Source organism: Pseudomonas sp. 06C 126, assembly GCF_001855215.1.
Lineage (GTDB): Bacteria > Pseudomonadota > Gammaproteobacteria > Pseudomonadales > Pseudomonadaceae > Aquipseudomonas > Aquipseudomonas proteolytica.
In genome coordinates this window covers 36,968-60,739 of sequence record NZ_MIFU01000094.1, presented here as the reverse complement: position 1 = coordinate 60,739, position 23,772 = coordinate 36,968, and the positions used below count along the sequence as shown (strand labels likewise).

Annotated in this window: 23 protein-coding genes; 11 read left to right on the top strand and 12 right to left on the bottom strand. The window is 61.3% G+C overall.

Annotated features, from left to right (window positions below):
* Positions 1-131: 131 nt before the first annotated feature.
* Positions 132-1,355, bottom strand: coding sequence for a serine/threonine transporter SstT (gene sstT / locus BHC62_RS17800; RefSeq protein ID WP_029296617.1), 1,224 nt, complete (start codon positions 1,353-1,355; stop codon positions 132-134).
* A 211-nt stretch (positions 1,356-1,566) separates the two neighbouring features.
* Here sstT and BHC62_RS17795 point away from each other — a divergent pair, with 211 nt between their 5' ends.
* Positions 1,567-2,721: an MFS transporter gene (locus tag BHC62_RS17795; RefSeq protein WP_029296615.1), complete on the top strand. Its 1,155-nt coding sequence runs from the start codon at positions 1,567-1,569 to the stop codon at positions 2,719-2,721.
* On the opposite strand, the gene nhaR is transcribed toward BHC62_RS17795, so the two are convergent.
* A complete protein-coding gene (nhaR, locus tag BHC62_RS17790; RefSeq protein WP_070995681.1) occupies positions 2,718-3,623 on the bottom strand; it encodes a transcriptional activator NhaR in 906 nt (301 codons plus the stop codon). The two genes, BHC62_RS17795 and nhaR, sit on opposite strands and share 4 nt — an antisense overlap.
* A 134-nt stretch (positions 3,624-3,757) precedes the next feature.
* Here nhaR and BHC62_RS17785 point away from each other — a divergent pair, with 134 nt between their 5' ends.
* From BHC62_RS17785 to mnmH, 4 genes are all read left to right on the top strand, one after another.
* Positions 3,758-4,009, top strand: a complete 252-nt coding sequence (locus BHC62_RS17785; RefSeq protein ID WP_029296611.1) for a hypothetical protein — start codon at positions 3,758-3,760, stop codon at positions 4,007-4,009.
* A gap of 28 nt (positions 4,010-4,037) precedes the next feature.
* Positions 4,038-4,787 carry a TerC family protein gene (locus BHC62_RS17780; RefSeq protein WP_029296609.1) on the top strand — a complete coding sequence of 250 codons (750 nt, stop codon included), beginning with the start codon at positions 4,038-4,040 and terminating at the stop codon, positions 4,785-4,787.
* 94 nt (positions 4,788-4,881) lie between these two features.
* Positions 4,882-5,916: a selenide, water dikinase SelD gene (gene selD, locus BHC62_RS17775; protein ID WP_070995680.1), complete on the top strand. Its 1,035-nt coding sequence runs from the start codon at positions 4,882-4,884 to the stop codon at positions 5,914-5,916.
* Positions 5,916-7,019 (top strand): tRNA 2-selenouridine(34) synthase MnmH, encoded by a 1,104-nt coding sequence (gene mnmH, locus BHC62_RS17770; RefSeq protein WP_070995679.1) that lies wholly within the window; start codon positions 5,916-5,918, stop codon positions 7,017-7,019. The genes selD and mnmH overlap by 1 nt, the downstream gene beginning before the upstream one ends.
* 89 nt (positions 7,020-7,108) lie before the next feature.
* Here mnmH and BHC62_RS17765 read toward each other — a convergent pair whose 3' ends face one another.
* The gene (locus BHC62_RS17765; RefSeq protein ID WP_029296602.1) at positions 7,109-8,164 is read right to left on the bottom strand and encodes a permease; all 1,056 of its coding nucleotides are present in this window, start codon (positions 8,162-8,164) and stop codon (positions 7,109-7,111) included.
* 114 nt (positions 8,165-8,278) lie between these two features.
* On the bottom strand, positions 8,279-8,980 hold the full coding sequence (locus BHC62_RS17760; protein ID WP_070995678.1) for a histidine phosphatase family protein: 702 nt from the start codon (positions 8,978-8,980) through the stop codon (positions 8,279-8,281).
* 250 nt (positions 8,981-9,230) lie between these two features.
* Between BHC62_RS17760 and BHC62_RS17755 the strand changes: the two genes are divergently transcribed.
* The 4 genes from BHC62_RS17755 to BHC62_RS17740 all read left to right on the top strand — a co-directional run bounded on the left by BHC62_RS17755 (position 9,231) and on the right by BHC62_RS17740 (position 13,086).
* Complete coding sequence (locus BHC62_RS17755) at positions 9,231-9,929, top strand: glutathione S-transferase N-terminal domain-containing protein (protein ID WP_029296598.1); 699 nt, start codon at positions 9,231-9,233, stop codon at positions 9,927-9,929.
* A gap of 3 nt (positions 9,930-9,932) precedes the next feature.
* Positions 9,933-10,775: a PhzF family phenazine biosynthesis protein gene (locus tag BHC62_RS17750; protein ID WP_029296596.1), complete on the top strand. Its 843-nt coding sequence runs from the start codon at positions 9,933-9,935 to the stop codon at positions 10,773-10,775.
* Between the two features lie 178 nt (positions 10,776-10,953).
* Positions 10,954-11,928, top strand: coding sequence for a porphobilinogen synthase (gene hemB / locus BHC62_RS17745; RefSeq protein WP_029296595.1), 975 nt, complete (start codon positions 10,954-10,956; stop codon positions 11,926-11,928).
* 72 nt (positions 11,929-12,000) lie between these two features.
* A complete protein-coding gene (locus tag BHC62_RS17740) occupies positions 12,001-13,086 on the top strand; it encodes a DUF1615 domain-containing protein (RefSeq protein ID WP_029296593.1) in 1,086 nt (361 codons plus the stop codon).
* Between the two features lie 2 nt (positions 13,087-13,088).
* Here the strand turns inward: BHC62_RS17740 and BHC62_RS17735 are convergent, their stop codons facing one another.
* Positions 13,089-13,868 carry a DUF4349 domain-containing protein gene (locus BHC62_RS17735; protein WP_029296591.1) on the bottom strand — a complete coding sequence of 260 codons (780 nt, stop codon included), beginning with the start codon at positions 13,866-13,868 and terminating at the stop codon, positions 13,089-13,091.
* A 168-nt stretch (positions 13,869-14,036) separates the two neighbouring features.
* Between BHC62_RS17735 and BHC62_RS17730 the strand changes: the two genes are divergently transcribed.
* The gene (locus BHC62_RS17730; protein ID WP_070995677.1) at positions 14,037-14,450 is read left to right on the top strand and encodes a PaaI family thioesterase; all 414 of its coding nucleotides are present in this window, start codon (positions 14,037-14,039) and stop codon (positions 14,448-14,450) included.
* 178 nt (positions 14,451-14,628) lie between these two features.
* On the opposite strand, the gene BHC62_RS17725 is transcribed toward BHC62_RS17730, so the two are convergent.
* Genes BHC62_RS17725 through BHC62_RS17715 form a run of 3 tightly spaced genes read right to left on the bottom strand, consistent with a single transcriptional unit; the run spans position 14,629 to position 17,214 of the window.
* A complete protein-coding gene (locus BHC62_RS17725; protein ID WP_070995676.1) occupies positions 14,629-15,810 on the bottom strand; it encodes an acetyl-CoA C-acetyltransferase in 1,182 nt (393 codons plus the stop codon).
* 11 nt (positions 15,811-15,821) lie between these two features.
* Positions 15,822-16,481 carry a CoA transferase subunit B gene (locus tag BHC62_RS17720; RefSeq protein ID WP_027603173.1) on the bottom strand — a complete coding sequence of 220 codons (660 nt, stop codon included), beginning with the start codon at positions 16,479-16,481 and terminating at the stop codon, positions 15,822-15,824.
* Positions 16,482-16,515: 34 nt separating this feature from the next.
* Positions 16,516-17,214 (bottom strand): CoA transferase subunit A, encoded by a 699-nt coding sequence (locus BHC62_RS17715; RefSeq protein WP_010211319.1) that lies wholly within the window; start codon positions 17,212-17,214, stop codon positions 16,516-16,518.
* A gap of 132 nt (positions 17,215-17,346) precedes the next feature.
* Between BHC62_RS17715 and BHC62_RS17710 the strand changes: the two genes are divergently transcribed.
* On the top strand, positions 17,347-18,249 hold the full coding sequence (locus tag BHC62_RS17710) for a LysR family transcriptional regulator (protein ID WP_029296581.1): 903 nt from the start codon (positions 17,347-17,349) through the stop codon (positions 18,247-18,249).
* A gap of 117 nt (positions 18,250-18,366) precedes the next feature.
* Here BHC62_RS17710 and BHC62_RS17705 read toward each other — a convergent pair whose 3' ends face one another.
* From BHC62_RS17705 to BHC62_RS17690, 4 genes are all read right to left on the bottom strand, one after another.
* The gene (locus BHC62_RS17705) at positions 18,367-18,696 is read right to left on the bottom strand and encodes a hypothetical protein (protein WP_029296579.1); all 330 of its coding nucleotides are present in this window, start codon (positions 18,694-18,696) and stop codon (positions 18,367-18,369) included.
* 584 nt (positions 18,697-19,280) lie between these two features.
* On the bottom strand, positions 19,281-19,721 hold the full coding sequence (locus BHC62_RS17700) for a CBS domain-containing protein (protein WP_029296577.1): 441 nt from the start codon (positions 19,719-19,721) through the stop codon (positions 19,281-19,283).
* Between the two features lie 123 nt (positions 19,722-19,844).
* Entirely contained in the window at positions 19,845-21,794 is a 1,950-nt protein-coding gene (locus tag BHC62_RS17695; protein WP_070995675.1) for a DNA topoisomerase III, read from the bottom strand.
* Positions 21,795-22,004: 210 nt separating this feature from the next.
* Complete coding sequence (locus BHC62_RS17690; RefSeq protein WP_029296574.1) at positions 22,005-23,630, bottom strand: MFS transporter; 1,626 nt, start codon at positions 23,628-23,630, stop codon at positions 22,005-22,007.
* Between the last annotated feature and the right edge of the window lie 142 nt (positions 23,631-23,772).

Genomic DNA, 23,772 nt, shown 5'->3' with positions numbered 1-23,772 from the left:
GAACCCATGGCCGCCGTTACCGCAGCAATGGATATGCCCCCTACATCAGCCCAAAACCCAGAGCCCAGAAGTATCAGAGAGTTGTGTAGATACTCATGCCTATCGCAGTCAAGCCAGCGCCCACTGTTGTATCAGGCCGGGTTCTTGTCTTCTTGGCCCAGGCACGCCGCGGCAGTGAACAACACGTCGGTAGACGAGTTGAGCGCGGTTTCTGCCGAATCCTGCAGCACCCCGATAATGAAGCCCACGGCCACCACTTGCATGGCGATTTCACTCGGAATCCCGAACAGGCTGCACGCCAGCGGAATCAGCAACAACGACCCCCCAGCCACACCCGACGCGCCACAAGCGCAGATCGCGGCAACCACACTCAACAACACCGCGGTCGGCAGATCGACGGCGATGCCCAGGGTATGCACGGCGGCCAGGGTCAGCACGGTGATGGTGATGGCGGCGCCGGCCATGTTGATGGTCGCCCCCAGTGGGATCGAAACCGAATAGGTGTCTTCGTGCAGGCCCAGACGCTCGCTCAATGCCAGGTTGACCGGGATGTTGGCCGCCGAACTGCGGGTAAAAAAGGCGGTGATCCCGCTCTCACGCAGGCACAGCAGCACCAGCGGGTAGGGGTTACGGCGCAGTTTCCAGAACACGATCGCCGGGTTGATCACCAGTGCCACGAACAACATGCAGCCGATCAGCACCAGCAACAGGTGCGCATAGCCCAACAGCGCATCGAAACCAGAGGCCGCCAGGGTCGAGGCCACCAGGCCGAAGATACCCAGCGGCGCGAAACGAATCACCACACGCACGATCAGCGTGACGCCGTTGGACAGGTCGTCCAGGACGGTGCGCGTGGTTTCACCGGCATGGCGGATTGCAATGCCCATACCGATGGCCCAGGCCAGGATGCCGATGAAGTTCGCATTCATCAGGGCGCTGACGGGGTTGTCCACCACACTGAGCAGCAGGCTCTGCATCACTTCGCCGATCCCGCCGGGGGCGCTGATGGCCACATCATGGGTGGAAAGCACCAGGCTTGAGGGGAACAGGGTGCTAGCAATCACTGCCACAACCGCCGCAGAAAAGGTGCCCAGCAGATACAGAAATAGGATCGGCCGGATATGGGTTTCCTGGCCATGCTTGTGGTTGGCGATCGAGGCCATCACCAGCACAAACACCAGGATCGGCGCGACGGCCTTGAGCGCCGAGACAAATACCTTGCCGATAAACGCGGTGGACAGGGCTGCACTGGGCGACAGCAGGGCCAGCAGGATGCCTGCGACCAGGCCAATGACAATTTGGGTCACCAGGCTGACGCGCAGCAGGCGTTGAAACAGCGAAGGGGCAGCAGTCATAAAGAGTTGTCTCTAGTTTTTTTAATGTGTGCAGCACTGTGCAAGGCGCGAAGTCTAACATGCCGTAGGACACATCCCATTTGCTGCGGCATTCAGTCGCCAAAGCCGTGCGTGGTCCGGTTACATTCTGTTAACCTTGGCCATCCTCTTCTTACCTCTCTGTCAGCGGGCCCTTGGGCCGACGCTGGCGTCGCCGTTTCTGGAGTTATGCATGTTGTTGCCCATCCTGCTGCTGTCCGCAGCCGGTTTTACGGTGTTGACCACCGAATTTGTCATCGTGGGCCTGTTGCCCTCCATCGCCCGTGACCTGGATGTGAGCGTGTCCCAGGCTGGCTTGCTGGTGACGCTATTTGCCTTCACCGTGGCGGCGTTCGGGCCGTTCCTTACCGCGTATTTCGCACGCTTCGAGCGCAAGCGCCTGTTTATCAGCATCCTGTTGATGTTCGGCGCGGCCAATACCCTGGCGGCCCTGGCGCCGAATATCTGGGTGATGGCCGTGGCAAGGCTGATTCCGGCGCTGGGGCTGCCGGTGTTCTGGGCCCTGGCCAGTGAAACCGCCGTGGATATTGTCGGGCCGGACTACGCCGGCCGGGCGATTGCCAAGATCGGCTTTGGCATCGTCTGCGCGACGGTCTTCGGGATTCCGGTGGGCACCTTGATCTCTGACATGTTCGGCTGGCGCACCGCCTTTGGCATCCTGGCCGGGGTGGCGCTACTCAAGGCACTGCTGCTGTTGATTTACCTGCCGGCGACCACGGTGAAAAAGGAAACCGTGACGTTGCGCTCGCAGTTCAAGATCCTGCGCAACCCCTTGATGCAGGGCCACGTGTTGCTGTCGATCCTGGTATTTAGCGGCATGTTCACCGCCTATACCTACCTGGCAGACATTCTTGAGCGCCTGGCCGGCTTCGATGGCACTCTGGTGGGCTGGTGCCTGATGGGCTTTGGTGCCGTGGGCCTGATCGGCAATTCGTTGGGCGGGCGCATGGTCGACAAGCACCCGCTGATCGCCTCGATGGTGTTCTGTGGCTTTATGATCGCGGGCATGGTGGCGCTGGTGCCGGCGATCCACTCCACCCTCGGCCTGGCCGCGGCCATGGGCATCTGGGGCGTGACCCAGGCGGCGCTGTTTTTGGTCAGCCATGTGCGGCTGATGAAGGCCGCGCCCCATGCGCCGGCATTCGCCGCGTCGCTGAACATTGCCGGGGCCAACCTGGGCATTGGCCTGGGGGCGATGGTCGGCGGGCATGTGATCGACACCCTCGGCCTGGGCAGCCTGGGGTTCGCGGCGTCGGGCTTTATCCTGCTGTCGATTCTCCTGGCCCTGTGGCTGATGACCGCCAAGACCCGGGTCGCCTGCGCCTAGGTCGGCAACGCAGTAAACAGTTCGCGGCGGGCGCCTTCGGTTATCGCAACGATACCGGGGTGCTTGACCTTGCGCTCCACCGAAATCGCATAGAACGACTCGGTGACTGCATCTGTCTGGCCCACCAGTGCCACGCCGTACTGGCGTAGCACTTCCTCGGCAATCACGCTGGGGGCGATGAAAATCCCGCTGCCGGATTGGCCAAACGCCTGCATCAAGGCACTGTCGTCGAACTCGCCGATGATCTTCGGCTGGATCTTTTGCTCGGCAAACCAGCGCTGCAAACGGCTGCGCACTACGGTTTCCGCGCCGGGAATCAACAGCGGCGCGCCGTGCAGGCACTGTGGGAAATCACCGGGGTGCTGGTCAGCCAATGCCTGGGTGGCGAAAAAACTGATGCCGCATTCCCCCAGTTTCTGGCTGTAGCCCTTGATGTCGAGGTGGCTGGGCATGGGGCTGTCGGAAATCACCAGGTCCAGGCGCTGGATCGCCAGGTCGGCTAACAACCGCTCCAGTTTGTCTTCACGGCAGGTAATACGCAGCGGCTCGTTCAACTCCATGGTCGGCGCGATCAGCCGGTAGACAATGGACTTGGGCACCACATCCGCCACGCCGACGCGAAACACGATCTGCTGTTCATTGGGCTGGGCGCGCAACATCGCTTCCAGTTCATTGCCGGTCTGGAACATCTGCTCGGCATAGGGCAGGGCCTGGCGCCCGGCCTCGGTCAGTTCCAACTGGCGCCCCACCCGTTGAAACAGGGCAACGCCGAATGTCTGTTCGAGCAGGCTGATTTGCCCACTGATGGTTTGCGGGGTGAGGTTCAGTTGCTCACAGGCGCGCACGATGCTGCCTGTCTTGGCCACCACCCAGAAGTAATGCAGTTGTCGGTAATTGAGCATGGCGGCCGTCAGTTCGTAAAAACCGAAGTATACGCGAGAAAAATACGAATTTTACTGAAGTGTTCACCTGCATAGAATGCGTCGCTATCGCGGGGCCACTACTTGGACCCAATGGTTCTAACGAGGAATACATCATGAAACTCAATTCTCTCGGCGCAGCTTCGTTGCTTGCGCTTTCATTGGTGATGATCAGCGGCTGCGATCAGGTCGAGAAAAGCGCGCAGCAGGTCCTGGGCAAAGCCACCGAATCGGCCAAGCAAGCGATCGATGACACCCACAAGGCCGCCGAGCAGGCATTGAGTGAAGCGACGCAAGGCCTGATCAGTCCAGAAAAAAAGGACGATCAGCCCGAGCAAGAGTCTGAATCGAACACCAAAGAAACCTAATTTCCCAGCACAACGTCAGGACTGACCTATGGAATACCTTTTACAACTGGCCGCCAGCCCCACCGCCTGGGTAGCCCTGGCGACCCTGATCGTCATGGAAATCGTGCTGGGCATCGACAACCTGATCTTCATCTCGATCCTCACCAACAAACTGCCGGAACAACACCGGGCCAAGGCACGACGCATCGGCATCAGCATGGCGCTGATCCTGCGCCTGGGCCTGTTGAGCACCATCGCGTTTATCGTGCAACTGACGGCGCCGGTGTTTGAAGTGTTCGGCCAGGCGTTTTCGTGGAAGGACATGATCCTGATCGCCGGTGGCCTGTTCCTGGTGTGGAAGGCGACGACCGAGATCCACCACAGCATGGACCCGGAGCCCGAAGAGAAGGCAAGCGTGGGCAATACTGTGGCTATCGGCTTTGCTGCGGCCATCGGGCAAATCCTGCTGCTCGACCTGGTGTTCTCCATCGACAGCATCATCACCGCCGTCGGCATGACCGAGCACTTGCCGATCATGATCATTGCCGTGGTGACCTCGGTGATCGTGATGCTGGTTGCGGCTGAACCCCTGGCCAAGTTCATCAACGACAACCCGACCGTGGTGATGCTGGCCCTGGGCTTCTTGATCATGATCGGTATGACCTTGATCGCCGAAGGTTTCGGTGCCCATGTGCCTAAAGGCTACGTGTACGCGGCCATGGCGTTCTCGGCTGCCATCGAGTGCTTGAACATCGCGCGGCGCAATCGCCACAAGCGTTTGCTCGCTGCCCGCCAGTAACCGCTCAAACCCAGAAGCCGGCTGTGCTCCCAAGAGCCCAGCCGGCTTTTTGCTGTCTGTTAGACTTCGCGCACTTGATAGTTTGAGGTCCACCATGAACGAGCCGATTCGCCTGACCCAGTACAGCCACGGTGCCGGTTGCGGCTGCAAGATTTCGCCGCAGGTGCTGGAAGTGATCCTCGCCGGCAGCGGCGCGCAGAACCTCGACCCCAACCTTTGGGTGGGCAATGCCTCGCGTGACGACGCCGCGGTGTACGCGATCGACGACGAGCGCGGCGTGGTTTCCACCACTGACTTTTTCATGCCTATCGTCGACGATCCCTTCGATTTCGGGCGCATTGCTGCCACCAACGCCATCAGCGATATCTACGCCATGGGTGGCGACCCGTTGATGGCCATTGCCATTCTCGGTTGGCCGGTCAATGTACTGGCCCCGGAAATCGCCCGGGAAGTGATCCGCGGTGGCCGCTCGGTGTGCGACGCGGCCGGCATTCCCCTGGCCGGTGGCCACTCCATCGACGCCCCGGAGCCGATCTTCGGCCTGGCCGTCACCGGTCTGGTGCACAAGCGCCATATGAAGCGCAACGACACCGCCACCGCTGGCTGCCGCTTGTACCTGACCAAACCCCTGGGTATTGGCATCCTCACCACCGCCGAGAAGAAGGGCAAATTGCGCGAAGCCGATATCGGGTTGGCGCGGGACTGGATGTGCACCCTCAACAAACCCGGCAGCCGCTTTGGCAAACTGGCCGGGGTCAGCGCCATGACTGACGTGACCGGTTTCGGCCTGCTCGGGCACCTGGTGGAAATGGCCGACGGCAGCGGTTTGACTGCCCTGATCGACTACGAAAAAGTCCCACGCCTGCCGGGGGTCGAGTACTACCTGGACCAGGGCTGCGTGCCGGGCGGTACGTTGCGCAACTTCGACAGCTATTCGGGCCAGTTGGGCCGTATCAATGAGTTGCACAAGCGTGTGTTGTGCGACCCGCAGACCAGTGGCGGGCTGCTGGTGGCTGTCACGCCAGAAGGCGAAGCCGAGTTTCTTGCGGCAGCGGCCGAACTGGGCTTGAACCTGGCGCCCATTGGCCAGTTGGTCGAGCGACAGAGCAACGCGGTAGAGGTGTCTTGATGCCCAGCGACATCACCGATTACCGCGACATCTTTCTCAACGACCGCCCGATGATGGATACCCGCGCGCCGGTTGAATTCGTCAAGGGTGCGTTCCCCGGGGTGGTCAATCTACCGTTGATGAACGATGACGAACGCCAGCGGGTGGGCACTTGTTATAAGCAGCAGGGGCAACAGGCGGCGATTGTAATGGGCCATCAGTTGGTGTCCGGGGCGACAAAGGCTGAACGTGTCGAGCAGTGGGCACAGTTCGCGCGGGCCCATCCTGAGGGCTACCTGTATTGCTTTCGCGGCGGCTTGCGCTCGCAGATTGTCCAGCAATGGCTACGCGAGGCGGGTATCGACTATCCGCGGGTCGGTGGTGGCTACAAGGCTATGCGCAGCTTTTTGCTCGATACGGTCGAGCGCGCTACCCGCGAGTGCGACTTCGTCCTGTTGGGCGGCATGACCGGCACTGGGAAAACCGAAGTCCTCGGCCAGTTGCGCAATGCGCTGGATCTGGAGGGGCACGCCAATCACCGGGGCTCCAGCTTCGGTAAGCGCGCTACCGCACAGCCCTCCAACATCGATTTCGAGAACCGCCTGGGGGTTGATCTGCTGAAAAAGCGCGACCAGGGTATCGAGCAATTCGTGGTCGAGGATGAAAGCCGCATGATTGGCAGTTGTGCGCTGCCCCTGGCCTTGCACAAAGGCATGCAGGCATTCCCGATGGTGTGGTTGGAAGATAGCCTGGCGGGGCGGGTCGAGCGAATCCTGGGCGATTATGTGGTGGACCTGTGCGCCGAGTTTGTCAGCGTGTTTGGTGAGTCGGGCCAGCAGGTGTTTGCGCAGCGCCTGACCGAGAGCCTGGGCAATATCCACAAGCGCCTGGGGGGCGAACGGTTCCAGCGGTTGCAGGGCATCCTGCAGCAGGCCCTGGAAGAACAGGCGCGCAGCGGCGCGGTGGATCTGCATCGTGCGTGGATCGAAGGGTTGCTGCGCGAATACTACGACCCGATGTATGCCTTCCAGCGTGAGAAGAAGGGCGCCCGCATCGAGTTCGCAGGGGAGCAGGGGGCAGTGCTGGAGTATTTGCGCGAGCGCGGTGCCCGGCGCGGGTGCTGACGACTGTCCCCGTGGCGATGCGGCGTTCCGACAAGCCCGCTCGCCACAGGAGCCCTTTCAGCAGCATACCTATGCGGCGATGCCCAACCCTACAGCACGACCACCGCCACCAACCCACACACCACACCCATCAACATGGTCAGCCCGGCCACTGTCACCAGCACCCGTGTATCGAAATCCTTGCGCAGCATCAACAGCGACGGCAGGCTCACGCTCGGCAGGGTCATCAACAGGGCCACCGCTGGCCCGGTCCCCAGGCCCAGGGCCATCATGGTCTGCACAATCGGGATTTCCGCCGCGGTGGGAATCACAAACAGGGTGCCGACAATCGCCAGGGGCACCAGCCAAACCAGGCTGTCGGCCATCGCCCCGTCCACATGGGGGAACAGCCATACCCGTGCCGCGCCCAGCAGCAACACCGCCAGGATGTACACCGGGATGGTGCTCCAGAACAACTGCCATAAGGTGCGCAGCCAGCGGGTGAGGAAGGGCTGGCTGTCGGCGCCGCTGACGTTGGCCACGGCCTCCAGCGCCACTTCCGGCACCTGCTCCGGGCGTGCGATGCGTTGAGCGATCAGCGCCACACCGATCACCAACACGATCCCGGCCACCAGCCGCAGTGCGGCAAAGTCCCAGCCCAGGACAAAGCCCATGAACACCAGGGTCGCCGGGTTGAGTACCGGGTTGCCCATCCAGAACGCCAGGGCGGCGCCCACTGACACTTGCTGACGACGCATCCCCGCCGCCACGGGGGCGGCGCAGCAACTGCACATCATGCCCGGCAGGGCGAACAACCCGCCGCGTACCGTGGAACCGAGCCCGGCGCGCCCGAACAGGCGTAATAGCCAGTCCCGTGGAATCAACACTTGCAGCAACGATCCGAGAATCACCGCCAGCACGGCGGCTTTCCAGATTGCCAGGAAATACACCTGGGCATAGGCCAGGGCCGCCGCCAATGGCGAGCCTTGCTGATCGTTGAGGATCGAGTTGCCGATGCTGTGGCTGTCTGCCGCAACGAACGCCTTGAAGTAGTAGGGCGACCACTTCACGTAATACAGGCCGACGCAGGCGACCAACAGGAACAGCGCCGGCTTCCACCAGAAGGACCAGCCGCGTACAGGGCTGGCAGAGGTGAGGTTAGACATGGTCAGGATCCGCAGATAAGTCGATAGCGACGCATCATACGCGGTCCCGCCCCCAGTAGGAGCCGGCTTGCCGGCGATAGCGGTGTGTCACGCGGGACGCAGTCGCCGGTAAGGTCAGCTGTCAGCGTTTACGTGCGTCGCATCCGGGCAGGTCTGCAAGCCGTTATCCAGCCCTTGCTTGTAGTTGCGGCTGAGCAGGCTGGCCTTGCCGTTCTGCCAGGTCAGGGTCAACACGTACAGGGTGTCGAAGTCGCCGCCGGACCAGTCTTCGGTGATGGTGTACTTCTCGCCGACCGCTTCGCTCGCCACCTTGTTGATCAGCTCCGGCAGGTAACCGTGGGACCAGGCGGTGTAGATGGTGGAGTTGTGGTACTTGTCCTCCATCAGCTCGTTCGCCAGGTCGCTGGTATCGTTGGCCGAAAACTCGATGTTCACCGGCAACCCAAGTTTGATCGCGCTGGGGCTGATGGTCATCAATGGCCGGATATAGCTGTATGAGTTATCGAATTCGCCTTCCTCGACATTGCGCGTCGGGTTGGCCGCGAAGACGAAATCGGCGGCGCCGAATTTTTCCGGCAGTACGGTGGCCAGGTTCATCGCGCGGTTGAGGCCCTGGCAATTGAGTTGGCCCAGGCCGCCAGCGGGTTTTTCGCCATGGCGCAGGAACACCAGGGTCTGTACGCCGTTCTTCGGCTCGGCACTGCTCTCGCGGGCTTCGAAGGCCAGCATCAAGGCGCCGCCTACAAAGAACATCGGTAACACGTAATAAGCATATTGTTTGAAACGTTTGCCAAGGCACAAAGGCTTGATTTTCATTGGTTTTCGAGTCTTCAGTGCTTCGGATCAAGACCGCAAGGCCCAGCCACAGCGACGCTCCAAGCATCGTGCGGTTTCCATGAGTGTGGCGGTGTGCCTCCATTCAACCGTTCAAGCGTTTCTAAGAGTGCGCTATAGCGTTTTGGTTCGCTGGGACCCGAGATTAGCGACCCGATGTTGCGGATTGAAGACCAATGCAGCCTGGCCGCTAGATCGCTATCATGGGTTTTTCTCAGCTTGGGGTATATCGATGATTTCACTCGCTGCGTTTCCGATTATTACCAAATGGCCAGCCCAGCATCCCGAGCGCCTGCAGTTGTACTCGCTGCCCACCCCCAATGGCGTCAAGGTTTCGATCATGCTCGAAGAACTGGGCCTGGCGTATGAGGCGCATAAAGTCAGCTTCGACACCCAGGACCAGTTCTCGCCCGAGTTCCTGTCGTTGAACCCCAACAACAAAATCCCGGCGATCATCGACCCCAACGGCCCGGGCGGTGAACCGCTGGCGTTGTTCGAGTCGGGGGCGATCCTGATCTACCTGGCGGAGAAAACCGCGCAACTGCTGCCCCAGGCGCCTGCCGCGCGCTACGAAACCCTGCAATGGCTGATGTTCCAGATGGCCGGGATCGGGCCGATGTTCGGCCAGGTGGGGTTCTTCAATAAATTTGCCGGCAAGGCCTACGAAGACAAGCGCCCTCGCGACCGCTATGCGGCTGAAGCCCGGCGCTTGCTGGAAGTCCTGGAAAAACGCCTGCTGGGCCGTAGTTGGATCATGGGCGATGAGTACACCATCGCCGATATCGCGACCTTCCCCTGGATCCGCAACCTGATCGGTTTTTATGAGTCAGGCGATCTGGTGGGCATCAGCGACTTCCCCAATGTACTGCGCGCGCTGGACGGCTTTGTTGCCCGACCGGCGGTGATTCGTGGCCTGAATATTCCGAGCTGACCCATGCCGACTTTCGATTTCAAGCAACTTGATGTTTTCAGCAGCGTGGCCCTCAAGGGCAACCCATTGGCCGTGGTGCTGGGCGCCGATTGCCTGAGCGACCAGCAGATGGCGGACTTCGCCCAGTGGACCAACCTCAGCGAGACCACGTTCCTGCTGCAACCGCGCGACCCGCGCGCTGACTACCGGGTGCGTATTTTTACGACCACGCAGGAATTGCCCTTCGCCGGCCATCCGACCCTGGGCAGTTGCCATGCGTGGCTGCAAGCCGGTGGCGTGCCCCGGGGCAGCGAGATCATCCAGGAGTGCGAGATCGGCCTGGTGCGCATCCGCCGCCAGGGCCAGGAACTGGCGTTCATCGCACCACCCTTGCTGCGCTCAGGGCCGCTGGATGCCGAGCTGTTGGAGCGTGTGCGCGTGGCCCTCAACCTTGAACCCGAGGCGATTGTACGCAGCCAATGGGTCGATAACGGTGCCGGCTGGCTGGCGCTGATGTTGGCGGACCGGCAGGCGGTGCTGGACCTGCAGCCGGACTATTCGAAGCTGCTCGGGTTGGCAGTGGGCGTGGTTGCCCCATGCGATCCGAGCCGCGACGACGTGGATGCGCAGTTTGAAGTGCGCGGGTTTATTGCCGGCGACGGGGCGCCTGAGGACCCGGCCACCGGCAGCCTGAATGCCGGCGTGGCCCAATGGCTGTTGGGTGAAGGCTTGGCCCCCAGCCAGTACGTGGTCAGCCAGGGCACGGCCATGGGCCGCGCCGGGCGTATTCGGGTACAGCAACAAGGGGATGAGATCTGGATTGGCGGCGCCGTCTCGGTGTGTATCGAAGGCAGCCTGAGCCTTTAACGGTTATGGGCCGCCAGCTTGATCCCAAAGCCGAAGGCATATTGTTACGGGAATGGCAAAACACCGTTATGGCCACGGTATTTGTGCTCTCGGTCAATCCAGGCATAAGCTTTCGCCCTTAAGCTAGCGGCCTTGCCACGTGCCATGGCCCTTTTTGTAGGAAATTGTAGGAAAACCCATGTCCAGCCAGTTCCCCGAAGCCCGCTCCCGCCGCCTGCGCCGTTCCCCCGAGTTGCGCAGCCTGTTCCAGGAAACCGAATTCACCCTCAACGACCTGGTATTGCCGATCTTCGTCGAAGAAGAAATCGACGATTTCGTGCCCATTACCAGCATGCCCGGTGTGATGCGTATCCCCGAATCGAAACTGGCCAGTGAAATCGAGCGCTTCGCCCGCGCCGGGATCAAGTCGGTGATGACGTTTGGCGTGTCCCATCACCTGGACGCCAGCGGCAGCGACACCTGGAACGAGCGCGGTCTGGTCTCCCGCATGTCGGCGATCTGCAAGGATGCGGTGCCGGAGATGATCGTGATGTCCGACACCTGCTTCTGCGAATACACCGACCATGGCCATTGCGGCGTGATGCACGGTAATGAAGTGGACAACGATCGCACCCTCGCCAACCTGGGCAAGCAAGCCGTAGCGGCAGCCCGCGCCGGCGCCGATGTGATCGCGCCTTCGGCAGCGATGGACGGCCAGGTCCAGGCCATTCGCCGGGCACTCGATGCGGCGGGCTTCACCCATATCCCGATCATGGCGTACTCCACCAAATTCGCTTCGGCCCTGTATGGCCCGTTCCGCGAGGCGGGCGGCAGCGCGCTGAAGGGCGACCGCAAAAGCTACCAGATGAACCCGATGAACCGCCGCGAAGCCGTGCGCGAATCCCTGCTCGATGAGCAGGAAGGTGCCGACTCGCTGATGGTCAAGCCGGCCGGTGCGTACCTGGACATCATCCGCGACATCCGCGAAGCCTCGCGCTTGCCCGTGGCGGCGTACCAGGTCAGTGGCGAGTACGCGATGATCAAGTTCGGCGCCCAAGCCGGTGCCATCGACGAAGCCCGTGTGGTGCGCGAGACCCTGGGTTCGATCAAGCGCGCCGGTGCGGACCTGATCTTCACCTACTTTGCGATGGACTTGGCGCTCGCCGGCATCTGATCCCGGCTCCTACATGGGGTGGGGGGTTGTGAGATAGTGGTCAGATCCACCGACTCACAGGACACCCCCCGCATGCTTTCATCCCGGCTGACTCTCTGCCTGACCACCTTGCTGGTGCTGGCCGGCTGCTCAACCCAACGCAGCCAGCCACTTCCAGAACGCAGTGAAACCGAGGTCAAGGCGCAGATCGTGCGGCTGATGCCGGCCAAGGTGGCGGATCGCGCCGGCTGGGCCCAGGATATCTACACGGCGTTCGACAGCCAGAAGATCTACCCCAGCACCGAGAATATCTGTGCGGTACTGGCGGTGACTGAGCAAGAGTCCACCTATCAGGTCGACCCGCCGGTGCCGAACATGGGCAAGATCGCCCAGGATGAAATCCTCAAGCGTGCGGCCAAGGTGCATGTGCCGGCCGTGCTGGTGCGCACCGCGCTGCAACTGCGTTCGCCCACGGGCAAGTCCTACGCCGACCGGCTGAGTGCTGCGCGTACCGAGAAGGACCTGAGTGGGATCTTTGACGACTTTATCGGCACCGTGCCGTTGGGCCGCACCTTGTTTGGCAGTTTCAACCCGGTGCATACCGCAGGCCCGATGCAGGTGAGCATTGCCTTCGCCGAGAAACAGGCCCGGGATTATCCCTACACCGTAGATGGAAGTATTCGCCGGGAAGTGTTCACCCGGCGTGGTGGGATGTACTTCGGTATCGCCCATCTGCTCGGTTATCCGGTGAGCTACGAGCAGCCGCTGTACCGCTTTGCCGACTTCAATGCTGGTTGGTACGCCAGCCGCAATGCGGCGTTCCAGGCCGCTGTCAGCCGTGCTTCCGGGACCCGCCTGGCGCTGGATGGCGATTTGATCCGCTACGGTTCGATCATGCCCGGCACCACCGAACTGGCGGTGCGCTCATTGGGCAAGAAGCTGGACATGCGCAACCCGAGCATCCGCAGCCAGTTGGAGCAGGGCGATCGCCTGGACTTTGAAGAGACCACCCTGTACCAGCGGGTCTTTGCCCTGGCCGAGAAAGCCGAAGGCAAGCCCTTGCCACGGGCGATCCTGCCAGGGATTGTGCTCAAGAGCCCGAAGATCACCCGCAACCTCACCACAGCCTGGTTCGCCCAGCGCGTGGATGAGCGGTACCAGCGCTGCATGAAACGCTAAGGTCAAGGGCGGCGCTTGACCAGCTTGCGCCACAGCCAAACCCACAGCCACAACACCGGGAACGCGAGGATCACGAACGGCAGCACGTAGCTTGAGCGCTCCAGGGCGTCGGCAGTGCCGTCGACCAGGTTGTCGCCCAGGTTGCCGAACATGCGCGCGAAACGTGATTGCTGATGCTCGCCGTCGGATGGGCGGAAGTTCAGGGTCACGCGGTTGGTGTCCAGGCGTCGCTGCTGGCCGGCGGCGATCTGCGCCAGTTCCTGCAGCTCGTTTTCGATGGCGGCTTGTTCCTTGGTGAGGGTGATCAAGTCGCCCACGGTGATGTCCTTGCGCGCGGCCAGCTCATCCAGGCGTTTCTGCTGGGCCTGCAAACGCTCCTGGCGGCGGCGTACATCGGCCACTGCGTCGGCCAGGTCCTCGGCGCTGGTGATGCGCTGGCCCAGCTGCCCGCCCTCGGCCGCCATGCTCACCAACGGCTCGACCCCGCTGGGGGCGATGCGCAACACAATCATGCCGCCGTCGCTGTTTTCTTCGATACGCAGGATGTTGCAGGCGCCGAACTGCGCCGACTCACAGGCTTGGCGCGTGGCCTGCATGCGCGGTGCCAGCAGGGCAACCGGCATCGCCAGGCTCAGCTCGTGTTCATAGGCCAATTGCGCGCCGGCCCGGCCCTGTTCGCCATTGATCTGTGTGGCTTCGGAATACTCCTTGGGCGAACAGCCGCCAAGCAGCAGGGCGGCCAAAAACATCAACGCAGTAGATCTGCCTTCCAGATGGCGCATTACGTCTCCTTCAGTGTGCGGGATAAAGTGCGCGGCGATTAAAGCCGGTTTGCCCGGCGAACGCAAAGTGGGTGTGGGCTTATCGGCACAGATTTACCCGGTTGATCATGCTGGCTGCATCGACCGGCGCGGGTTAAACCTCATGCCTTATCACAAGGAAGATCCACCATGACGGATACCCCTGAAGGTTTTGCCCCCTTATCTCGCAGCAGCCCGCTCCTTGACTTGTTGGGCCCGGTGTATTGCCGCGGCGAGGGCCTGCAGTTGCAACTGGGCCTGCGTGCCGACCACCGCCATGCCAACGGGCGCGGCACGGTGCACGGTGGCGTATTGGCAACCCTGGCGGATGTCGGCATGGGCTATGCCATGGCGTTCTCCAGCGATCCGCCGTTGCCGCTGATCACCGCGAGCATGACCCTCGATTATCTGGGGGCGGTGCAGGTTGGCGATTGGATCGAAGTACGGTTGGAACATCACAAACGCGGACGGCAGATGGCGTTTGCCACGGTCAGCCTGCAGGTGGGGGAAAAGGTCGTAGTGCGAGCCAATGCGGTATTCGCCGTGCCCCAGGCCGCTGTGTAGCTACCCGCAAAGCTGTTACAGCGCTGTTTTATGTACATTGTCGAGTCGTGCGCGTCCCCCTTGTGGCAAGCCCGCTCGCCACAAGGGGGCCAGTTTGCTGCGCGACAGCGCAAATCAGATAGGCAAAAAAAGGCCCGGCTTTTCGTGGAGCCGGGCCTTTTCCATGTTGCTCGTTGAATCAGTCGCGCTCAAGGGCCAATGCCACGCCCTGGCCGCCGCCGATGCACAAGGTGGCCAGGCCTTTCTTGGCATCGCGCTTGATCATTTCATGCAGCAAGGTCACCAGTACGCGGCAGCCTGATGCGCCAATCGGGTGGCCGATGGCAATGGCGCCACCGTTGACGTTGACCTTGGCCGTGTCCCACTCCAGCTCCTTGCCCACTGCCAGCGCCTGTGCGGCGAAGGCTTCGTTGGCCTCGATCAGGTCCAGCTCGGCCAACTGCCAGCCGGCCTTGTCCAGGCAGCGCCGGGTCGCGGACACCGGGCCGATGCCCATGATCGCCGGATCGACCCCCGCGTTGGCGTAGCTGGCGATCCGTGCCAGCACTGGCAGGCCCAGTTCCTTGGCCTTATCGGCGCTCATCAGCAGCACCGCAGCGGCACCGTCGTTGAGGCTCGACGCGTTGCCGGCGGTGACGCTGCCGTCCTTCTTGAAGGCTGGCTTGAGCTTGCCCAGGGATTGGGCGGTGGTGCCGGCGCGAGGTTGCTCGTCCACGGCAAAGGCAATCGGGTCGCCTTTGCGCTGGGGGATCAGAATCGGCGTGATTTCGTCGGCAAAGCGCCCGGCTTCAATGGCGGCAGCCGCTTTCTGCTGGGAAGCGGCGGCAAAGGCGTCCTGGGCTTCACGGCTGATGCCGTACTTGTCCACCAGGTTCTCGGCGGTGATGCCCATGTGGTAGTCGTTGAACGCGTCCCACAGGCCGTCGCTGATCATGCTGTCGACCATCTTCGCATGGCCCATGCGCAGGCCGGTGCGGGCGGCGGGCAACACATAGGGCGCCAGGCTCATGTTTTCCATGCCGCCGGCGATGATCACTTCGGCGTCACCGCAGCGGATGGCCTGTGCGCCCAGGTGCAAGGCCTTGAGGCCCGAGCCACAGACTTTGTTCAAGGTCAGGCTCGGCACCGCGTGCGGCAGGCCGGCGAGGATCGATGCCTGGCGCGCCGGGTTCTGGCCTGAGCCTGCGGTCAGCACTTGGCCAAGGATCACTTCGTCTACAAGCGCTGGGTCCACGCCCGTCTGCTCCAGCAGGCGGCGGATTACCGCGGCTCCCAGTTCCGGTGCCGGGATGGTGGCCAGGGCCCCTTGAAAGCTGCCCACGGCGGTGCGGGTGGCAGCAACAATCACGACGTCTTGCATGGAATCTGTCCTCACTGGAAGTGCATTTCTGGAACGTGGTCCGGGACGATCAGTTTACCGGCGGTCTTGCTCACAATCTCTTCAACGCTGACGCCAGGTGCGCGTTCCTTGAGGACAAAAGCGCCATTTTCGATTTCCAGGTAGGCCAGGTCCGTGAGCACGCGCTTGATGCAGTTGGCACCGGTCAGCGGCAGGCTGCACTGGCTGAGCAACTTGGACTCACCGTCCTTGGAGGCGTGGGTCATGATCACGATGATGTTTTCTGCGCCGGCCACCAGGTCCATGGCGCCGCCCATGCCCTTGACCAGCTTGCCGGGGATCATCCACGAGGCGATATTGCCGTGCACGTCCACTTCAAAGGCGCCGAGGACGGTGAGGTCTACGTGGCCGCCACGAATCATCGCGAAGGATTCGGCCGAAGAGAAGATCGACGCACCGATGCGTGCGGTGACGGTCTGCTTGCCGGCGTTGATCATGTCGGCATCAATGGTGTCTTCGGTAGGAAACGGTCCCATGCCCAGCAGGCCGTTTTCCGACTGCAGCATCACTTCCATGCCTTCGGGAATGTAGTTGGCCACCAGGGTCGGGATGCCGATGCCGAGGTTGACGTAGAAGCCGTCCTGCATTTCGCGGGCGACGCGTTGAGCCATTTGTTCGCGGGTAAGAGCCATTTTATGAGTCCTTATTGTTCGGGCTGGAGGCAGATTATTTGCGGACAGTGCGCTGTTCGATGCGCTTCTCGAAGGTGCCGCAGATGATCCGGTCGACGTAGATACCAGGGGTGTGGATCTGCGCCGGGTCCAGCTCGCCCGGTTCGACGATTTCCTCGACTTCGACCACCGTGATCTTGCCCGCGGTGGCGGCCAGCGGGTTGAAGTTCTGGGCGGTGTGGCGGTAGATCACGTTGCCGAAATGGTCGGCTTTCCAGCCTTTGACGATGGCGAAGTCGCCGGTGATGGACTCTTCCATCAGGTAGGGGCGACCGTTGAACTCGCGGGTTTCCTTGCCTTCGGCGACGGGCGTGCCCACACCGGTGGCGGTAAAGAACGCGGGAATGCCAGCGCCGCCTGCGCGCATTTTTTCTGCGAGGGTGCCTTGGGGGGTCAACACCACTTCGATTTCGCCGCTGAGCAGTTGCTTCTCGAACAGGGCGTTTTCCCCGACGTAGGAGGCGATGACCTTGCTGATCTGCTTTTCTTCGAGCAGTACACCCAGGCCAAAGCCATCCACACCGCAGTTGTTGGAGACGACCGTCAGGTCGCGGGTGCCTTTGCGCTTGATTTCGGCGATGAGGTTTTCCGGGATGCCGCACAGGCCAAAGCCGCCGGAGAGTACGGTCATGCCGTCTTCCAGGCCTGCCAGCGCTTCTTCATAGGACGCCACGCGTTTATCGAAACCTGCCATATGCACCTCTTTTATTGTTTGTGGTCCAGCCAGTGACCCGAGTGTTGCGCCGGTGGATTGATTTGTTAAGTTGTTTTTTAAGGTTGATTGATTTAAAAAACGGGACAATAGAGTGGGTAGCGGAGCACAGCCATGACAGTTAAACAGATGCGGGCCTTTCTGGCCGTGGCCCAGACCCTGAGTTTTGCCGCCGCCTGTGAGCGCCTGCATTTGTCCCAGTCGGCCCTGAGCCTGACGATCAAAGGCCTGGAGGAGGGCCTGGGCGGGCGGCTTTTCAGCCGCAATACGCGCAACGTCGCACTGACCCCGGAAGGCGAATCCCTGTTGCCCCTGGCCCGCCGGTTGATTGCCGACTGGGACAATGCCGAGGATGAATTGCGCCAGCGTTTTACCTTGCAGCGCGGGCGCGTGACGGTGGCGGCGATGCCGTCGTTTGCTGGCAACCTGCTGCCGCCGATCCTGAAGATTTTTCGAGCGCGGTTTCCCCAGGTCAATGTCACGGTGCACGACCTGATCAATGAACAGGTGCTGGAGATGGTCCGCGATCGCCAGGTTGAACTGGGCGTGGCATTCGAGCCCTCGCCGGGCTCGTCGCTGGCCTTTACCCCGCTGTATCTGGACCGCTTTGTTGCGGTAGTGCCCGGTGATTCAGCGTTGGCGCACATGAGCGAAATCGACTGGAAAACCCTGCTGGCGCAACCTTTCATCACCTTGCAGCGGCCTTCTACGGTACGGGTGATGCTGGAAGAGCACTTGGGTGCATTGCAGATGAAGCTGCCGGTGGCGTTGGAGAGCCATCAATTGGCAACGGTGGGCAAGATGGTTGCCAGTGGCCTGGGCGTGAGCGCCGTGCCCGCGTTGTGCGCGCCGCAGATGGAAGAGGCGGGCGCCCATTGCATCACCTTGCGTGACCCGGTGATCGAGCGACCGATTGGCGTTCTGACCAAGCCCGGGCATGAACTGTCGGCGGCGGCGCAGGCCCTGTTCGATATCTTCCGGGACGAAGCAGCGAAGGGACGGTTTCCCGGTATTTAAGTCTGCACAAACAACTGTAGGAGCTGGCTTGCCGGCGATAGCTATTTAACAATCAACCGTGTTGATCGTTAAACCGTCATCGCTGGCAAGCCAGCTCCTACAGAGGGTGAGTAGTTCTTAGTAGTAGCGGTCAATCACTTTAACTTGCGAGTTGTCCTTAAAGGACTCCCAGGCATTGTTAAGTGTGTCGAACACTTGCTCGATAAAGTTGCGATCGGCAGCAGCTTTTTTTCCGACATAACCCTGGCCACGGCGGTACATCTTCAGGCGCGCCGCCAGTTCACGGTTATTGCGGTCGAACTCGGCTTCTTCGGTATGGGGCGCCAGGCAGTCAATTTGCACTTCGCCCGATTTGCCAATCCACAGGATATGGTCGTCGAGTGTGTCTTTCTGCGCTGCGAACATCTCAGCCAATTCATCGATAGTTGGTTGGTTGTTCAGATTCATTGTAAGCCCCTTGACCAGTTGGCGATCTTCAGTTGATTCGTTAATCCACGTTAGTTGTCTCCGGTTGCGAAAACCGGGCGTCAGAAACGGTCTGCCAAATACGGGCAGGGTCTTGAACCTGATGCATGTAGTGTTTCTGATGAACTGCTACGCAATGGTTTCATAACGAAGACAAGTAGCATTTGAGCTTCTTGTACCGTGCCTTTCGGTTCGGTCAGCTTCATCAATCTGCCTTGTGGGCAGTGCACATCCGGAAAAACAGCTCGGCGGTCAGACGAGCTTGTTCAAAACGCTTGTTACCAACGCTCCCGATCCGGGAGACGTCTGAATCATGCAAGGTCAAAATGGTTACGTCAACGGTTATGTAGTGATTATTTTTGCTCACTACATAAATATTCCGGTGCGGGGGGTGGGGCGGGGAAAAGTGACTTGGGCGTCATTTTTTGTGCTGGCAGGTCGGATATTTGCCCTTCTGTAGGCGCTGGCTTGCCAGCGATGGCATGACCACGGTGTGTGATTGAAACCGAGGTGATGCCATCGCCGGCAAGCCGGCTCCTACATTGGATTTGTGGGGCTTGGGAGTGTCATTCGCCGCGGATGTACTGCTCCAACTGCTGGATAAGGGCCGCCTGTTCAGCAATGGCTTCCTTGACCAGGTCGCCGATGGACAGCAGGCCTAGCAGTTGTCCGTCTTCCACCACCGGTAGGTGGCGCAGGTGGCCGTCGGTCATGATGCCCATGCAGTCTTCGACGCTTTTGTGGGTGTCCACGGTGATCGCCGGTGAGCTCATCACTTGGTGTACCTGTGTGCTCGTCGAGGACAGTCCATGGAGAATCAGTTTGCGCGCGTAGTCGCGCTCACTGATGATGCCGACGACTTTGTCCTCCTTGACCACCGGCAAAGCGCCGACGTTCTTCGCTGCCATCACCACCAGCGCTTCAAACACGGTGTGATTCCACTGGATGGTATGCACTTCCTGATTCTTCTGGTCCTTGGACTTGAGCAACTGTGCGACGGTCTTCATGGTGGCCACCCCGGTTTTGTTATTAGGCAGTTCCTACAGAATCCTAGACCGTTGGCGCCAGAGCAAGAGCCAAAGCGGCGTATATCCGCTCGAAAAACGTCATTAGCGCCTTTTTTCGGTATTTCAGCCCTTGTTTGCCGGTGTTGCCGCCCGTTTCGGGCCGGCGCCGGTCTTGCGCTTGGCCGGCTTGCGTTTGTTTTTCCAAGGGGTGGCACCACGGCCTGCCGGGCTGGCAGGGCCGCTGATGGTCATTTGCATCCCATTGCAGCGGGCCACTTGCTTGCTCATCCAGGCCGCCTGCTTGGCGACAAACTCCTCCAGGCTCATCTCACCACTTTGCACCATGTCCAGGGCCTGCTCCCAAATCGCGGTGGTGCCCGGGTCGGCAATCGCCCTGGGCACCGCGTCGATCAGGCTGAAGGCTGCCGGTGTGGCGGACAATGCCTTGCCATTCTTTACCAGGTAACCACGGTCCAGCAGGCCCTGGATAATCCCGGCCCGTGTCGCCTCGGTGCCGATGCCGGTGGTGTCCTTGAGCTTTTGCTTGAGCAGCGGGTCTTGCACCAGTTTGGCGACGTTTTTCATCGCCTTGATCAGGTCGCCTTCGGTAAAGGGCTTGGGCGGCTGGGTCCACAGGTCCTTGAGGTTGACCTGCGCCACCCCGTAATCCTCACCCTGTACCAGGGTTGGCAAAGGCTGTGGTGCAGGTGCTTCGCGGCCTTTGCTCGGAGCCAGGGCTTCGGGCAAGGCGCGTTTCCAACCGGCCTCTACCACCACTTTGCCTACCGCGCGCAGGGCTTCGCCGGCACAGTCGAAATCCGCCTGGGTGCGATCGTATTCGTGGTTGGGCAGGAACTGCGCCAGGTACCGGGCGCGGATCAAGGTGAAGACGGCGCGGTGCTTGCCGGTCAACTGCGCCAGATCCTTGCCGGCGCCGGTGGGGATGATGCCGTGGTGGGCGCTGACCTTGGCGTCGTTCCAGGCCCGCGAGCGGCGTTGCGCATCGAGGTGCGGCAGCAGAGCGCTGAGCGCCGGATCGGCGCGCCCCAACGCCGCAAGAATCGTTGCCGCGTCGCCATGCTGGCTTACGGGCAGGTAGCCGCAGTCACTGCGTGGGTAGGTGATGACCTTGTGGGTTTCGTAGAGGGACTGGGCAATGTCCAGGGTTTCCTGGGCACCGAGGCCGAGTTTCTTCGAGCAGATTTCCTGCAGGGTGCCCAGGTCAAAGGGCAGGGGCGCCACTTCGCGCATGCGTTCGGTGCGCAGCTTCACCAGGCGTGCGCTGGCCGCGTTATTCATGGCGGTCGCCGCCTGCCGTGCCCGTTCATGGTTGAGGCAGCGGCCCTGGTCGTCACAGATATCGTCGGCGGCGCGCCATTGCGCGATAAAGCTCATCTGCGAATGCAGCAATTGCACATCGATTGCCCAGTACGCCACCGGGACGAAGTCGGCAATGCTGCGGTCACGATCCACCACCAGGCGCAGGGTCGGGGTTTGCACCCGGCCCACCGGCAACACGCCTTGATAGCCGGACTGGCGGCCGAGCAACGTAAACAGGCGGCTCATGTTCATGCCGATCAGCCAATCGGCACGGGAACGGCCCAGGGCCGAATGATAGAGGCTGAAGGTGTCCGCACCCGGCTTCAACGAAGCCAGGGCCTTGCGGATCGAGGCGTCATCCAGTGCAGACAGCCACAAACGCTGGATCGGCCCGCGATAGCGGCAATGCTCCACCAGCTCCCGGGCGATCATCTCGCCCTCGCGGTCGGCGTCGGTTGCAATCACCAGTTCCCGGGCTTCGCCCAGCAGGCGCTTGACCGCCTTGTACTGGCTGGCCGTCTTGGGTTTTACCGTCATCTTCCATTTTTCCGGGACGATGGGCAGGTCGGCCAGCACCCAGCGCTTGTACTTGGCGTCGTAGGCATCGGGCGGGGCGGTTTCCAGCAGGTGGCCGATGCACCAGGTGACTGTGACGTCGGTTCCCAGCCAGCACCCGTCGCCCCGGCGCCTGGCACCGAGCACGGCCGCGATATCCTTGGCCTGGGAGGGTTTTTCACAGAGGAACAGCCGCATGGTCAGCCCATTCGTTACGCAGTTGAATGGGAGAAGGATGGGCAAAAGAAGGGAATTGAGCAACCTTTATCTGGATGGATATACAGCAATTTGTGTGGGCGCCGCAAACCAATGTGAGAGCGGGCTTGCCCGCGATAACGGTGGATCAGTCAATACATCTAGTGACTGACACAGCGTCATCGCGGGCAAGCCCGCTCCCACAAGGGGATATCAGTTGTTATCCAGGTCCACGTTCTTGGTTTCCTTCAGGCATACCAGCCCGACAATCAGGCTCACCCCGGTAATCACCACCGGGTACCACAGCCCGTAGAAGATATCGCCGGTATACACCACCAACGCAAACGACACGGTCGGCAGGAACCCGCCAAACCAGCCGTTACCGATGTGGTAGGGCAGGGACATGGAGGTGTAGCGGATGCGCGTCGGGAACAGTTCGACCATCAGCGCGGCCAGGGGGCCGTAGCACATTGCAGCGATCAGGATCAGAGCGACGATCAGCACCACCACCATGGTTTTGTTGACCTGGGCCACGTCCGCCGATTTCGGGTAGCCGGCCAGGGTCACGGCGCCGCGCAGGGCGTCTTCGTCGTAGCCGTCGATGCGCACATCGCCGATGCTCACTTGTACCGCGCTGCCGGCCGGTGCGGCTTCGCTGCTGTAGGGCAGGCCCTGTTTGACCAGGAAGGTCTTGACCTTGTCGCAGGGGCTGTCAAACCGCGCCTTGCCCACCGGGTCGAACTGGAAGGTGCAGGTGGCCGGGTCCGCCAGTACGGTGATCGGAGCCTGGCGGCTGGCCTGGTCCATTGCCGGGTTGGTGTAGTGGGCCAGGCCCTTGAAGATCGGGAAGTACAGTGCAGTGGCCAGCAACAGGCCCACCATCAGTACGGGCTTGCGCCCCCATTTGTCCGAGAGCCAGCCGAAGAAGATGAAGAACGGCGCGCCAATCACCACGCTGATGATCAGCAGCATATTGGCCAGGGCCGGGTCCATCTTCAGGAACTGGGTAAGGAAGAACAGCACGTAGAACTGCGCGGCATAGAAGGTCACGGCCTGGCCGGCGTTGATACTGAACAGTGCGATCAACACCACCTTGAGGTTTTCCCAGTTGCCGAACGACTCGCGGATCGGCGCCTTGCTGGCCTTGCCTTCCTCTTTCATTTTCAGGAACGCGGGTGATTCGTGCAGGCTCATGCGGATCCAGGTGGAAATCCCCAGCAGCACGATGGACAGCAGGAACGGCAGCCGCCAGCCCCAGACTTCAAACTGATCGCCGGTGAAGTAACGGCAGGCCAGCACCACCAGCAACGACAGCAGCAGGCCGAGGGTGGCGGTGGATTGAATCCAGCTGGTATGGAAGCCGCGCTTGCCGGCCGGCGCGTGCTCGGCGACATAGGTTGCGGCCCCCCCGTATTCACCGCCCAGGGCCAGGCCCTGGAGCATGCGCAGCACCACCAGGATGATTGGCGCGGCGATGCCGATGCTGGCGTAGGTGGGCAACAGGCCCACGCAGAAGGTCGCCACACCCATCAGGACGATGGTGGCGAGGAAGGTGTATTTGCGCCCGATCATGTCGCCCAGGCGCCCGAATACCAGCGCGCCGAACGGCCGCACCACAAAGCCGGCGGCAAAGGCCATCAAGGCGAAGATAAAGGCCGTGGTGTCGTTGACCCCGGCAAAGAATTGCTTGCTGATCACCGCCGCGAGGGCGCCATAGAGGAAAAAGTCATACCACTCGAACACCGTCCCCAGGGACGAGGCGAAGATGACCTTTTGCGACTCCTTGCTGGTAACAGTGGCGCCAGGTGTGGCGTCCAGGGGTTGAGCACGTTCTGACATGGGGTAGCCCTCACAGTGATTATTTATTGTTGTTCCACTGTCGGCGCCAACTTCAGCGCCGCTCTTACCCTGTTGGAGCGAGCTTGCTCGCGAAAAGCCTGAGAGCAACGCGTTTATCCAGAATGCCCGCGTTATCGTTGGC